This window comes from Bremerella sp. TYQ1 (assembly GCF_020150455.1).
Lineage (GTDB): Bacteria > Planctomycetota > Planctomycetia > Pirellulales > Pirellulaceae > Bremerella > Bremerella volcania_A.
In genome coordinates this window covers 419563-434941 of record NZ_CP083740.1, presented here as the reverse complement: position 1 = coordinate 434941, position 15379 = coordinate 419563, and the positions used below count along the sequence as shown (strand labels likewise).

5 protein-coding genes are annotated in these 15379 nt (G+C 52.9%); all 5 read right to left on the bottom strand.

Annotated features, from left to right (window positions below; genetic code table 11):
• Positions 1–316: 316 nt before the first annotated feature.
• A complete protein-coding gene (locus LA756_RS01640; protein ID WP_224438146.1) occupies positions 317–898 on the bottom strand; it encodes a hypothetical protein in 582 nt (193 codons plus the stop codon).
• A 179-nt stretch (positions 899–1077) separates the two neighbouring features.
• Complete coding sequence (locus LA756_RS01635; protein WP_224438145.1) at positions 1078–1659, bottom strand: hypothetical protein; 582 nt, start codon at positions 1657–1659, stop codon at positions 1078–1080.
• 1181 nt (positions 1660–2840) lie between these two features.
• A complete protein-coding gene (locus tag LA756_RS01630; protein WP_224438144.1) occupies positions 2841–3080 on the bottom strand; it encodes a hypothetical protein in 240 nt (79 codons plus the stop codon).
• Between the two features lie 143 nt (positions 3081–3223).
• Positions 3224–3607 carry a hypothetical protein gene (locus LA756_RS01625; protein WP_224438143.1) on the bottom strand — a complete coding sequence of 128 codons (384 nt, stop codon included), beginning with the start codon at positions 3605–3607 and terminating at the stop codon, positions 3224–3226.
• A gap of 5 nt (positions 3608–3612) precedes the next feature.
• A complete protein-coding gene (locus tag LA756_RS01620) occupies positions 3613–14802 on the bottom strand; it encodes a Calx-beta domain-containing protein (protein ID WP_224438142.1) in 11190 nt (3729 codons plus the stop codon).
• Positions 14803–15379: the final 577 nt, after the last annotated feature.

The window sequence follows — 15379 nt, the reverse complement described above, 5'->3', positions numbered from 1 at the left end:
CGGACATTCGTGTGAAGATCTCACTGAATCTGGTCGCCTTTAAGAAGGAACGTTCTTCATTCCAATGCGTAATGATCCCAGCCAGTCGCGCCGATTCAGGCGACCAAAGGTCCAGCGACCAAGCCGCTTCGGCAGCACCGAATCTCCAGACGGGGCTGCCGCTCAATCCAAACGCACCAAAAGGTTGCTGTCCCGGTAAGCTCGGCGAGTCAACGTAGAGCCCTGCATGCTCCTTTAGGATTCCGGCACTGGTCACGAGGTCGCCTTCCTGTGTTTTCAAGGGGCCGGTTGGTTCGTCGAAATTGAGACAAAACTGTCAGGACTGTAGCAATTCGTCTGGGATCGGGGGATAACCAGCAATCTCCGCGAAGGGCTTCCAGAGGGGATCTTGGGCCTGACTGTGACGAGGTCGGACCCAAGTGACGTGGGTGTAACCCTCGGAGATATTGCCCGGAAGGAAGTTTGAGAAACGTGAGAATCGCGCCGGAAACCCGTACATGAGCATGTAATCACCGACCATGACAGCGTGCTCCTGAAGATCGCACCAGTTGCTCGGCCAAAAAACACTTCCCTCTCGGACTTTAATCTCGTTTTCAGGCATGATGACCGCTACATCAATATCGGGGAATCGCAAGTACTGCGCCTGAAAACCATCCGGGGAGGCGCTGATTCCGGTGCATCGATAGTCATCGGACTTCTCGATCTCGGTGAGGACATGGTTCGCGGTGACAAAGGCTTGTCGTCCTTGCACGCAGCACATCACAGCCGTGCCGCGGTGGTCGGCCGGACCGCCATCTTTGCGAATGCCGAGGATGCGGGTAACGCTCTTAACCACAAACTGCGGCAATACTTTTCCCGCTTCAAACAAAAAGTTCGTGTGAGGTCGGAGTTTAGACATGGTGTACTCGCCAATGAAATCGCGTAATCTCCCGCCGATCAACTTCGGTAAGATCTACCGCGTGCCACGGTTGGGAAAGGGGAAATCACCGTTTGCTTGACCGCTCTAACAACACACAGGGCAGGCTGATGAACCGGTAGGGGTAGGCTCACCACTCATCAGCCTACAGAGTTTCTCACTTAACGTAGGCCCAAAAAAGTCTCGATTTCGTCACGGCCAATAGCCTGTTTTTTGAGCAAAGCCTGAGCGAGTTTATCGATGTCGGCCCAATACCGGTCGTTCTGGACGATGCTTACTACGATCCCCAGAGACGTTTGCAAAGACCAGCGATCCCGGTAGGGCAGTGTAATCTGACGTACGTCACTGATGGAGATCGCACTGACGGCCTGCTGACCACCTTCGGTTGGAAAGTTGATCTGAACCGCGAGGACCTTTTTCTTGTTTCTAGCCAGCTTTTCAGCCTCATCAACGTAGTCCTTGACCTGTTCAACGAGGTCGCCAGTGACTATCAACTTCTCTTCTGGGAAGCGGCGGTTGGCATCTTGCCTCGCCTCCGCCGCGATGCCTGCAACGGCAATCGTCGTCCAAGTAAGCAAATTTTGGTAGTCAGGCACAATATTTGTCGTGCCGCTCCAGCCATCATCTTCCTCCTGAATGTCCATCCAATTCACGATTCGTCCAGCATCTCGTACGGCAACGTAGCAGTGGCCGGCCTCATGGTATGCAGCCTCTTCGGGCGTAGACTTCTTCTGATTCAGCATGAGCGTTCTCCTGTTTCATTGCCGCGAGCAAACATAACATAATTGTACATGATGACCTACCACCGCGAGACATTATAGCATTGTGAATACAATGTTACTTCAACGTAACCATCGCGAGGATTTCAAGTAAAGATAGTTGCGCAGGAAGGATTCCGACACTGCTTTGCTCACATTGACTGACGCATCGGCGACTGGACTGACTTCGGTACTTTTCCAGAGATCGGCTCCCGAAAAAAAATGCCAACAGTGCCGCAAGTCCTGCGACTTCAATGGATCGCTGCATCGGAGTCTTGCTGACGACCTGCCGAGGAAGTTGAATCGCAGTTTTGCCGTCTCAACCATCTTTAGAAATAAGCCCATTGGGTATTAGTTTGAAGGGCTTTCTCATTGTGGGCACAATGAGTTACGTCATTGAGAGTCCAGTTCAAGCAGAGGATTTCGAGGATTCGACTCTTCGCATCGAAATCTGCACTAAACCATTTACCCGAAGACTTTGCGAAATTTCAAACGCGTTCACCGCAAAGTAGATGACTTCGTGACGTGAGCGGTCTAAGGCATCAATCACTAGCTTCAGCTTGGCTTCGGGCAAGAAAACTTCCTTGTTTGTTTGGATGGAACTACAGTCCAGTGCAAATACAACTACCTATCGAATGCGCAGGAGTTCTCAGAGTGGAGGAACGGCGAAGACGTAGAGAGTGTCGACTGGCAGCAGGATGAGAACGGAGCAATTAGTTTCGTAGTCAACGGCCCCGTAATTTCATGGGTTGTGGTCGGTGATTTTTCCAGCGTTCGTAGGTATCTTCCTTGTCGTGTTAGTAGGATTTTCTGCCGCCGCAATTACCGACGGAAGAGTTGCCGACGTTGCCGGAGGTATCGTCGACGCCCTGAGTGACTCTCACTAGTTGAATCCAACGTAGTTGTGGACACAACTAAAGGATTCTCAACTCCCGCCGATCTTAGCCATAACCTTTTTCTTCATCAGGCTTTACTTGCAATTGAATGCCGTTCTATTTGCCACCTGCGTCGCCTAAAGTTCGGTTCCTGTTTCTAAATTGGGAACTCGAGAGTATGGCAGCCCGTTGAAGGTGGTCATACTGCCGGGGCAAAGTTGACTCCCTTTGAGCAATTCAATTGATTGCATGGCGGTCTTCCAAAGGCGACGATAAAATCAGGCGAATGCATTATCTTGAAATCGTGAACCTCATGCCAGGAATTGAGAAGCGGTTATCCGAGGCATCGACGACCTCGATCACGCCCCGGTAAGTCGTTTTCAGATACGCCTTCAAGACAAGGCAGGTCATCAACTGCGGTTGTGTGTATCGCTTGGGTGCCTGCTCGTGCGAATAGGGCCGCATAAACTTGGCCGCCAGCTTCATGCTGAGGCGAGCCACGGCGATCAGGTTGTTTTGCTTCGTGCTCATGCCTGATAATTTAGCGCTGGGGAACCGAAAACGGAAGATCGGTTTTCAACAGGGAAAAACAGCTTCTAATCAAATGTCGCCGCTCTTATCTCGATCACCAGTGAAAGCCAAACAGCTTGTGACTTCCACCCGTCCTAGTAATCCTATTCAGACATACCTTGCAATATGGCACTATACGCTTTCTCAGTAAAACTCGCTTGTAGAGCAGCAACTACAGACAATTCCTCCCCCACAAACTCATCTTGAAACGCCAACATGGACTCGATTTCATTTCCTTCTGAAGCATCATATCCGTGAATTCGTTTGTACCACTCTGGCACAATCTGAAAGTGGCCATCGTTCTCCACCATAATGCCGGACTGAAGAGCCTTCGTGAAACAATCTTTTATTAATGAGAAAGGTGGCGGGGCGGATCGGTTTAGAAAGGTAAAAGCACGGACAATCGTTGCAATATCGCCACCAGGCAATGGAATAGAGTAAAGAATCTCCACATCGTCAACTGAAAAGGCAACTGTATTGGTCGTCATATTCATCACCTTCTAGGTCGTCCCCACGGTTTTAATTTCATTACTTCGTCGATCTGAGATTGAGGAATCGTTTTCCAACGGACTCCTAATGATTCAAGCACTTCAAGCTCAGCCTTTAACCAACTTGATGTTGCAGCACAGGACGACGAAATATCACCCATAACTTCAAACGTGAATCCCTGCTGTTGCAGTCGTCTAATCAAAGCCAAATTGAATTCAAGCGTTTCGGCCTCCATCGCTGCCGTGCCTTTTCCGCTTTTAAATGCGTCCGAATAGTCAAGGTTCCTAGGACGCATTTCCAGAAACTCGGTTACCTTTCGTGGATCCCGATTAACGAAGCTGGCGATTTTACCTTGTCCGCCTTCTCCCAAAACAATAGTCCGAGGACGTCCGCTTGCGACCAATTCATCAACAATACCATCGATGTGTCTATACCAACCGGCATGTAGATTGCTGAAAGCGCTTCTTGCAACCTGCTTCCCTCCCGAACTACTTCCTTTCGATCTTCCAGCATTCCTCGCGGCTGAACCGCCGCCTTCGATTAGCTCATCAGCAGAGCCGAATATTGTAGCACCACTCGCCCCCACGTTAGCAGCTCGACCAACATAGTCCATGCAACCTAATTCTTCGCCATCTACGAAACGCTTCCCACTTCGTATTTCTATCGCGTCTTTTACCTGCCCAACACCCGGAGTCGAACTTCCCAGATGATCTTGCAAATCCTCAGCGGCGTCTTTTGCATCTCGCATCCGCTCTTTCATTTGTTCATCGGATGCTTTCCAGCCGGCGTCTTGTTTTGCTAGGTCCTTTCTAATTGATGCCTGCGTGCCACTCTTGGGCCCAGTGGTGTTGCTTGGTTGACTCGAAGTGGGATTAGAATTCCACGGTCCGAAAGGCTCGGACCAAGTAAAGTAATCATCATATTGGTCCCCCCCAAAACCCCTTCCCGGATTCCATGATGCCGCCCAATCGAGCCAATCTCCCCCTTGCAGCCCACTTGGATCAACGTAAATCGTGACCGTATTCCCCACATACCGATAAAGATTCTCATCCCCCGCCGAGAACGAAATCGGGTCCTGACTCAACCACCGCCCAATATCCGCGTCGTAGTACCGAGCCCGATTATACTGCAGATCGCTTTCGGCATCGATTTCCCGTCCGGTGTAGCCAAACGAAAAGTCCACCCCGCTGCCCGTCTGATCCGTGACGTTGCCGAAGGCATCGTAGGTAAACGTAGCGACGACGTCTGTGTCGCTGGTGCCGTCGAAGTCTAACAGCGTGGTCACACTGCCCAGGTGGTCGGTCGCGGCCCAAAGCACTTCGCCGGTAGCGTCTTCGTCGGCCAGGATCATGTCGATGGCCGGGCCGTGCAGGTAGTGGTGCTCTTCGTTGCCGCTTTCGTCCGTTTGTAGGGCGATGTGCTGGCCGTCGTAGAAGAACAGGTCGACGTCGTCTCCTGCGTCGAGTGTATCGCCATCACCGTTATTATCGATGTGCTTGGCGATGCGTCTGCCGAGCGGGTCGTACTCGTACTCAACGATCTTGGTGACGTTGCCCAGATCGTCCTTCTCGGTGATCTTGGTCAGCTGATGACGGTGGTTCCACTCGTACTCGGTTGTCTCGCCGGTGCTTAGGTCGGTCTTCGAGGTACGGGCCCCTTCGTCGTCGTAGGTGTAGCTGTTGGAAGCGGTGCCGCTGCCTTCGTATGGCTCCAGTGGATCGTAGTTGGAGTGCCACTCGAAGGAGACGCCCAGGTAGTATTCGCCTCCGCTGTAAGAGGTGAAAACGAGGTACGGATCGTTTGAGTACGAATTGTTGTCTGGATCGATACCATCAATATTGTAAGCTACTTGGTTCCCTAGATAATCGAACAGCCGCAGGCGAATGTTCGCCGTGCCAAGTTGCGTGCCGTCGTCCATCAGCAGCGCGTCGACGTCGATGCCGATGGTATCGCCGGACCCCATACTGAAGCGATAGAAATCAACGTCGTTTCCGAGGAACGAGCCGTCACCGATTGTCGATTCAACGACCGTTTCCGTTCCTTCGTTGACATTAACATAGTGGCTGGTAGAGATTTGGTTGCCAATTTCCTCCGCGTAGAAGTCGGCATCGGTCACAGGCGCCCCGGGTCCGGCAGACGGATTAAAACCGCCGTAACCGTCTTCATCTTCATCGATGTTGAACTGCAGGCGGTACTTGGAAGGATCCCCTCCGTCGTAGAAGAATTCGAGCTTCTCGCCGTCGGTCAGCAACTGGTTGTTCTTGCCAACCGTGTAACCGTGACGGACGCGGTTGCCGTTCTGGTCGTAGTTGTAGTGACCGTACTGGTTGGTGCCGGTAGAGTATTCGTAGGTCAGCTGGCTACTGTCGTCGTACTGGAACGTGACTGTGCCGCCGCCGTAGCTGTACAGCGTGGTAATGCGGCTGGCCGCGTCGTAACCGAAGTCGAAGCTGTCGACCATGCCCATGCTGGGGCCACCGTAGCCGTCGTCGTCGAGGGCTTCGTGATCGATATCGGTCACGCGGCCAGCGTCGTCGTACTGGAAATCGGTAGTGAAGAACTTGGTGGTGCCGGTGGCATCTTCGTAGCGATCGATCCCCAACAGCTGGTCACGTTTGTTGTAGGCGAACTCGACCATCTTGTCGGTCTGGGTACCGGTCTGGGTGACCGAGGTCATTCGCCCAAGAAGGTCATAGGCGAACGTATTGACGACACTGGCAACTGCGTTCAGTTCTGCTGAGAAGCTCAGCCGATTGCCCATGGCGTCGAACGTTTGATCGACCGAATAGGTTTGGCTGTGGTGCTGCTGGGTCAACTCCTTGACGCGGCCCAGGTTGTCGTACACATACGAGAGGGACGAGGACGAACCCGAGGCCGATGTGAGCTGGCTGGCAGCATCGTACACGTAGTTGAACGTTTCGACGGTGGTAGTGCCATCTTTCCAACGCTCGGTAACCAGGCGATTGAGGTTGTCGTAATCGTACTCGATCACGTCCCCGTTGCGGTCGGTTTGCTCGACGACATTACCCACGGCGTCGTATTCGTAGTAACGAGACTTGTTCAGCTCGTTGGTTTCCTGCGTGACCCGATCTAGCCCATCATAGGCCCAGGTAGTGAGGTTAGCCGCCGGATCGAGGAGGGAAAGCAGATTGCCGTTGGCATCGTAGGCATACTCGGTGATGCGACCTTCGGCATTGATCTTGGCGATGGTTCGATAGAGGTTGTCGTACACATACGAAGTGGTGTGCCCTAGGCCATCGGTCTCGGCCAGCAGGTTACCTTCCGAGTCGTAAGTATAGGTCATTTTGACCGACGTGATCGGAGAGACTTCTTCGATGAGGCGGCCGAGGTTGTCGTAGTCGTAGGTGGTTGTCTTGCCGAGTGGATCGGTTCGCGAGATGAGCCGATCGAGGATGTCATAGTCGAAAGCAGTTGTCGCCGCGGTTTGAGAGCCGCCGCCATCGGGATCTTCGGTGGTCACGCTGGTAAGACGTCCGAGATGATCATAGAAGTACTCGGTTACGGCACTGCGGGCGTCGATCTCTTTCTTGAGTCGCCCCTGAGCGTCGTAAACGAAGGAGAAGACCGGCGCACTGTCGCCTCCTACACCGTCCGGATCGGGCTGCGTAATTTTGACTAGCTGCTGGAGGTCGTCGTACTCGTAAGTGGTTTCCCGGTCCAGTGGGTCAATGACTTTGGTAACGTTGCTGGCGGCATCGTACTTGTATTGATACTGTGGGCTGGTTTCACCCCCGACTCCATCCGGGTCTGGCAGCACAACCAGGGTGAGACGCTGGAGATGGTCGTACTGATAAGCCGTCGTGTTGCCGTTGGCATCCGTAAAGCTGGTAACGTTCCCAGCGGCGTCATATTGATAACTGGAGACGGGACTGGTCTGCGATCCGCCTGGGGACGGACCATCTGGGTCAGGCTCGGTGACAGACGTTAGCCGGTTAAGGTTGTCGTATTGATAGGTGGTGGTGAGGCCGCGTGGGTTGATGGCTTCCTTCAGATTGCCATAGATGTCGTAAACGAACCGTTCGACAGGGGATTGCTGACCGCCTTCTCCGTCAGGATCAGGCGAGGTAATGGTGGTCAAGCGGTCCAGGTTGTCGTATTCGTAGCTGGTAACGTTGCCCAGCGAGTCGGTCTCGCTGATAAGGTTACCAACCAGATCGTATTCGAAGATGTAAACGGGGGATTCCTGCTCACCTGCGTCGTCGGGATCGGGCAAGGTCACTTTGACCAGTCTTCCCAGGTCATCGTATTCGTATGCCGTCTCATTGCCTGCGGCATCGACGACGAGAATGAGGCGGCCATTATCGTCGTACTCGAACGATTCGACCGGGGCCTGTTTCGAGCCTGTACCATCGGGATCTGGATAGGTAATCTCGATCAGGTTGTCGTGGTCGTCGTATTCATAGCAGGTCAGTTTGCCAAAGGCGTCTGATTCCGTCAGAAGATTGCCAACGGCATCGTATGTGTAGTTAAAGGTAGCGGCCGCTTGGTTGCCAGCTCCGTCTGGATCGGGAAGAGTCATCGACTCGAGACGCCCCAAGTCATCGTAGACATAGCTCGTCGTATTGCCGAGTTCGTCCGTGTAGGAAGTCAGTTGGCCTGCGTCATCATAGAGCATCGACTCGGTCGGCGAGGCAAGCTCGCCTGTGCCATCCGGATCGGGGTGAATAATCGTCTTCAACCGTCCGCGGTTGTCGTACTGGTACTCGGTGACGTTGCCCAGTTCATCTGTGACGAAACGCAGCTGGTGAGCGTCGTCGTATTGATACGATCTTTCCGGGGCAACTAGCTGTCCGGCGCCATCCGGGTCTTCATAAGTGACCTTGATCAGGCGATGAAGATCGTCGTATTCGTATTGGACGGCTTGGTTGTAGTACGAACTCTCGAGCATATTGCCGACAGCGTCATATTCGACTTTCGAGCTGACGGAGAAGAGGGGGCCTGTGCCGTCTGGGTCGACGTAATTGGCGGTCGATTTATTACCGAAGTCGCTGAAATTATAGGTCGTCTCGCGTCCTAGCTGATCTAGCATCGAGGTGACACGGCCAAGCGAGTCGTACTCGTATTCAATCTTGCTGGCGGTCAATGGCCCGATCCCATCGGGATCAGCAAGGGTAATTATCAGGAGTTGTCCCAGGCCATCATAGGCGTACTCGGTCAGAACGCCGAGCGCGTCCTTAAAGCCTGTAAGCTGGCGGCTGTCGTTGTAGAGATACTCGTAGTTGGTGAGATTCCCGTCGTCGTCATGGTCCGGCAACGTGATTTTGGTCAGGTTGCCGACGTCATCGTACGTGTACGTTGTGATGCGTCCGAGCGGATCGGTCTGCTCGACCAGGTTGCCATTTCCGTCATACTGGTAGGAGTAGATAGGCGAGGTCAATAAGCCCGCGCCATCAGGATCAGGAAGCGTCTCCTGTTTCAGCATACCGTCCGTGTAATATTCGTACTGTGTGCGTTGCCCAAGTTCGTCGTAGTAGTCGGTTAACCAGCCATTGGAGTCGTATTTGAACTCGACGTAGGCCTCATCAATTGTGCCCACGGCGAATGTAATTTTCGTGAGATCGCCTTGGCCGTTGTAACTATACTGGGTGACTCGACCGATTCCGTCGATTTTCTCACTGACCAGTCCTTCCGGCGGATCGCTACTGCTGCTTGGTGCTGGAGTGTAGTCGTACTCGATCGTAATGTCATCCGTTTCACTGTTACCCACGCCATCGACAAAGCCAATCACTTGTTGGACGGTTTCTACATTACCTTTCGCGTCAAGCGTATAGAGGGTCTTCTTTCCATTACGATCGATGTAGCTAATGGGATGGGCGAAGCTGGAATTGTAAGTCCAGATCTCTTCACTGGAGTCCGAATGGATGATCTTAGTGCGATTGCCGTGGTCGTCGTATTCGTAGGTGGTGACGTACTCCGTCTCTGGCCCACTACCATCGGGGTCGGGCTGCGTAAGCTTGGCGATTTGACCGATATCGTTGTATTCGTAGTAGGTTATTGCCCCATTGGGGTCAATCGCTTCAGTGACACGCCCTGCGGTGCCGTATCGGTATTCCCACTCCTTGCCTTCTTCATCGGTCACCTTGGCCGACGTACCAGCCGTGGTAACGAGGTCCGCTTCATTCCCCTCGGTTCCCTTGCCGCCACTTGTGTCTGGAAGCCCCGAGGCGACCCAGGAGGTCATTGCATTCTGCGAGGAGTCGGGGTTGGTGCGACCCGTATAGAGACCGTTGGCGTCAAAGTTGAAGGTTGTGGTTTCGTTTTTCGGTGAGGTGTAACTGGTTAATTGGCCCGTGGTGGTGTTATACCCAAAGACCGATTCGAGATCGGACAGAGTCCCTGTCCCATCAGGATCAGGCGTGATGGATTTTTCGAGTCGGCCGTTGGCATCGTACTGGTAGTTCGTGACCGTGCCATCAAAGTCAGTGACTTGCGTGATCTTGCCACTGGTATAGGTGTAGGTCTTCGTTTTTCCGCTGGAGGCGGTAATTTGAGACAGGTCGTCGGTTTGACTGTCTGAATCTGCGTCAATGTAGCTGAACGTTGATTCATTTCCGTTTCGGTCCGTAATCGTTTCGACGAGACCGGCGGAGCTGAAATTAAACGTCACTCCGCTCTTTTGAGAAATGGTGAACGACCCATCGACGTTTTCGACCAGCTCGGTGTCATTGAAGTCGCCGACCAGCTGTGTGTACGTTCCGTCTCCGTTATCGCTGAAGAAATGAAGATTGCCGGTGCCCCGTTCCCAAGTGATCCCATCGCTTTGGAAGATCAGGCGTTCCGATTCCGGGATTCTCCAGCCGTCTCCGAAGCCGCTCTTGGCCTTATAAACATCCTTCTTTCCATGGTAGGTCCGTGTTCGAGTGGTTTCATCGCTGTAATGGTCGATGATATCCATCGTCCAGTCATAGAAACCGGAGTCGAGACTACTCGTGTCGGCAAGTTGGGCAAATCGCAGAGTGTCCCCCAAGGTCGCTGTGGATGGATCGAAATGGATGGAACTAACCTGATTTCCATTGACCGTTAAGACGGCCTGTATACGTTCCGCGGAAGCGCTTCCCGCGTCCATCCGTACTTGTGCCTCAATATTTGCCTGGGATTTCTGAGTCGCACTTGAGTCATTTTCTACGTTACCACCACCGGTTTTGATGCTCCCACTATTGGACTCTGACATCGTTTGTCCCGCACAACCGCATGAACAGGAGCAACCTGGATTGCCTGGCGGAACGTAGGTGTCCACGATCCATATATATGCCGACGTGTCTCCCACGATTCTATATTCGGGATACTCGGTTGGTGCGATTAATTCAGGCCGTATGTCTTCGTCTTTCTCCGGTGCTACTCCCGCTTTCGTGTCATTGATTGCTTCAACAATAATTGTGACGGATGCCTCGTCGGCTGGAATGGTGATCGTGGAAGGTAGGGAGCTTGAGTCGCCTTTGTAGTCAGTGCCATTCGTGGCGTAGCCGCCCCATTCAACCGTTAAGTCAAGTGCTTTGCTGAAGTCGTTTAGGTTTGAACGAGTAAAGGTGAAGCTGGACTTGGTCGCTCCATCAGATCCCTTTTCGTAGATTTCTGACGGAGAATTGGCCTTGATTGTTACATCCCACTCCTTTCGATCCTCAATCGTAACCGTATCGGAACCACTACCTGTATATCCGGGGGTTCCATAGGTGGTCTGTTCGACGATGGTGAGGATGGCCGTCTCGTCTCCTTCAATATCGCCTTCGTCTTCCGGCGTCAGGGTAAGGGCAATGGTAGTCTCGCCTGCTGGAATGACAATTTCCAATTGAGAACCAGAGAGGCTTTCAATAGGTGACAAGCTGTAATCGGAAGCGTGCGTTGCGGTTCCGCTGATGTCGAGGTAGACGGTCAGCGGATACGTTAAATCGCTCTCACCGGAGCGTGTCACCGTGAACTCACCTGGAACTTGGTCCATCTCTTGGGCGGTTGGCTCGGTGGCTTCGATCGTGACTGCCCAGTCGTCGTTGTCTTCGATTTCGATCGTTTGGGAAGCCGTCGTTGTCGAGTAGCCAGCGGTGCCTGTGGTCGACTTGTCGGTGAGTTTCAACTCGACCGTCTCCGTCTGTTCACGAAGATCATCATTGACAGGGTGAACTGTGATCGTGACCGTGTCTAACCCGGCCGGAATCGTAATCAGGCCAGACGAGAGGGTTTGGCTCGCCGTGAGAGTGTAGTCATCGACTACCGTTGCGCTGCCATCCCACGAGAAATAGACATCCAGTGGGTGCGACTTATCCGTTTCGCCGGTTCGCGTAATTGTGAATGTCTGAGTGGCATTATTGCTGGGGGTCTCCTGAGCAGGTCCGCCGGTGAGTGTAACGTCAACTTCCCATTGATCGTTGTCATAGATGTACATCGACGCAGGGCCGCCCGTGGACTCGTATCCTCCCGCAGCACCATTCACGGCGTCTTTGGGAACGATCGTGAGAACAACTTCCTCCTCTTCTTCTTGAAGTGCATCGTTGACGGGCGTCAAGGTGATTGTCACTTCGGTCTCACCACTGGGGATAGTAATCGTCCCAGACGAACCGTCCATGACAAGCGTGGCAGAACTTGAAAGAGTGTAGTCCGTGGTGTAGTCGGCATCTCCCGAAAGTGTGAAACCGACTGACAGAGCATGCGTCTTGTCTGACTCACCTGAGCGAGTAATGGTGAAGGTCTGGGTGCCTTTGCCGTCCTCTGTTTCCGCAGCATTTCCGCCTGCAATCGCGCTGACGTCCCACTGGTCGTTGTCCAAGATGGTAATGTTGCCACTGCTGGGTGAGCCGGTTGCAAAATAGGTGGAATTCGGCGTCAGATCAAACTCGAGATATTCGGTCGTTTCCCATAAGTTGTCGTTCACCGCGTTCACGGAGATGCTATTGGAAGTCGCTGAACCGTCGGCAAACGTCGCGTAGGAGCTCGAAAAACTATAGTCCCCTGCGGAAGCAGTCGAAGCCATGGAGTCTGCGGAGAAGCCTACTGAAATCGCCTTCGATTGAGCGACGCTATACCCACCGGGGCTTGTACGCGTGAAGTAGAACGAACCAGCGGTCCCTCCTTCCTCGGCCGTCGATCCGGTTACGACCAACGCGACGACCCAGTCATCGTTATCACCGATCGTCACATTGCCGGAAACAGAACTCCCCTGGTTGTAATACGTCGAGTTGGAAGCCAGCGTGAAATAGACATCCTCGTCCGACTCGCGATAGGCATCGTTGATTGCGGTCACATCGATCGTGACCGACGTTTGCCCGGCGGGGATGGTATAAGTCGAAGGAATCGTAACGTAATCGACCCCCGAAATCGCCGTCGACCCGGAGAACGAGAGGCTCACAGGCAACGGGTTGGATAGGTCCGTCTCGCCACTACGGGTTAGGGTTACCTGTCCCTTTTCGGTCGAGGCATTTTCTTCGTGCGCGGACGTATCGCTCACGACCAGGTCGACGGTCCAGTCATCATTGTCCTCGATGGTTACCGTACCGGAACTAGAGCCACTGATCTGGTAACCAGACGAACCAGCCAAGCTTAGCTGTACGGTCTCTGACGATTCCTTCTTGTTGTCATTGATGGGATTGACGTAAATGTAGGCGCTGGATGAGTAGGCCGGAATGGTCACGGCACTGGATATCGTGGCGTAGTCGACACCATTGGTTGCCGTGCCAGACCGACTTACATAAACGGTCAGTGGCGCAAATAGATCCGGTGACCCCGAACGTGTAACAACGAAATACCCTGATGAGGGGCCTTCTTCGGAAGCTGTTGAGTCCGCCGCAGAAAGTGAGACCGTCCAGTCGTCGTTATCTTCGATCGTTACGGTAGCGGAACTGGGTGAACCTGCCGTGTATTTTGTACCCGATGTCGCTTGAAGTGTGACCGTTTCACTCCCTTCTCGGATACCGTCATTGGCAGGCGTCACGACGATATCAACGTAGGTTTGCCCGGAGGGAATCGTGACTGAAATTCCAGAGCCGTTGTAAGTTCCGAGCGAGAAACCGTAATCGTTACCGTAGGTTGCAGAGCCCGATACATTCAGAGCGACGGTGATCGGAGAAGTATAGTTGCTGGCACCTGAACGCGAGACGCGAAATTTACCGGTATTGCCACCCGATTCCTCGGCCGTGCTGTCGATTGCTGTAACCGAGATCGTCCATTCATCCGTGTCATAGATCGAAATAGTCTTCGAACTCGAACCTCCTAGGCTGTAGTTGGAACCACTCGTTAGCTGGATAGAAAAATTCTCCGTTGATTCAACGAGCGTGTCGTTCAGCGCCGAAATGTTGACTGTGGCCGATGTCTGCCCAGCCGGAATCGTAACGTAGCTTCCGCTCGTAGGACTGAAGTCTGAAGTGGAAGCTGAGCCCGTATTCATCGTGTAGTAGACATTCGTCGATTGCGCAGCTGGCATATTGAGCGAAATCGTATAGGTGTCCGAGTTGCCTTCAACGAGGCTGGAACTCCCTCCACTGATACTTGCCGTCGGTTTGACGACATCGCCGTAGAGATGAATATCAAACGGATTCTCATCGCTATCGTTGCTAGAAACGGATAAGGTACCGGTTTTCGTTCCGGCGGTACTGGTTCCCGTCATCGAAACGGTGAGCGTTCGCGACTGTCCTGGGTTGAGTGTTCCTGATCCGGTGTTTCCACTAACCGAATAGCTCCCTGAGATTGAAATACCAGAGATGCTGAGAGCGGCATCTCCGGTATTTCTGATCACGACACTACGACTTGCTGAACCTCCAATTGCTACCGTTCCAAAGGAACCGTAGGCTCCATCCAGAATTGGCGTTCCCGCAAAGTCGGCATCGATCTCAGCCTCGCCATAGCCCTCACCTTCCAAGGCTAGCATACTGCCGACGCCGTCGCTTCGACCTCTGTCTCCGTCTCCAATGTTTTCATCACTCCACTTTCGCCAAGCATCTTCCGCTTCGCGTTCATATTCCGAGACAAGGGAAATCATCGCAGATCGACCGGATGCTTCTTCCACATCGGAGACGGAACCAGGGATGGTTCCAACAAAAATTGAAGTTCCCCCCGCCTGAAGCTCTTCAACTACATTGGCACCGATGAGCTCATCTTCAATGCCTGAGAGGTTTATAGTTTCGCTAAAGGGCACCACGCCGGTATCGTTGGCGAGCATGTTACGTGCCTGTAGTCGTTCCATTTTCATGGGACGACTTTTCTTGATCTTCGCAGGCGATTTCTTCTTCAATCGAAGTCCAAGTCGGGCGAGAGTAAGCTTCCAAGCGTTGTGGGGAAGATGCATGGCGACAGCCTATGAAGACCGGGGAATTCGGCAGTTGACGAGTATGACCCACCCAATAGAAAGAGGTTCCTTTGGGGAGTTATCGCAATCCACGTTGGGATAATGGTGAGGATTATAGCGAGGCTATTTAGCATAAAAAACATATTTGATGAAAAAAATGAACTTTTCATCAAGAGGTTGCTATGGAATGCTGGAAACCGTTTAACCAGTTACAATTAGCAATCAATTTGCTTGAAGAGAAGGTTTTAGCTGAGGACACGATATGGCCAACGTTGCTGTCGCTTGGGAGCTTGGTGGGGGGCTAGGTCACCTCGGCGTGCTGGCACCGCTAGTGCGCGAATTGAAGCGAAAAGGGCATCAAATCTCGCTAATATCCAGAAACCTAGCAACCTCAGTAAGACTATTCGGGGGGGGAGAATTTCCGCATTTTCAAGCTCCAGTTAGGACTAAGAAATCCGCCAATCCGATTGACCGTCCACTC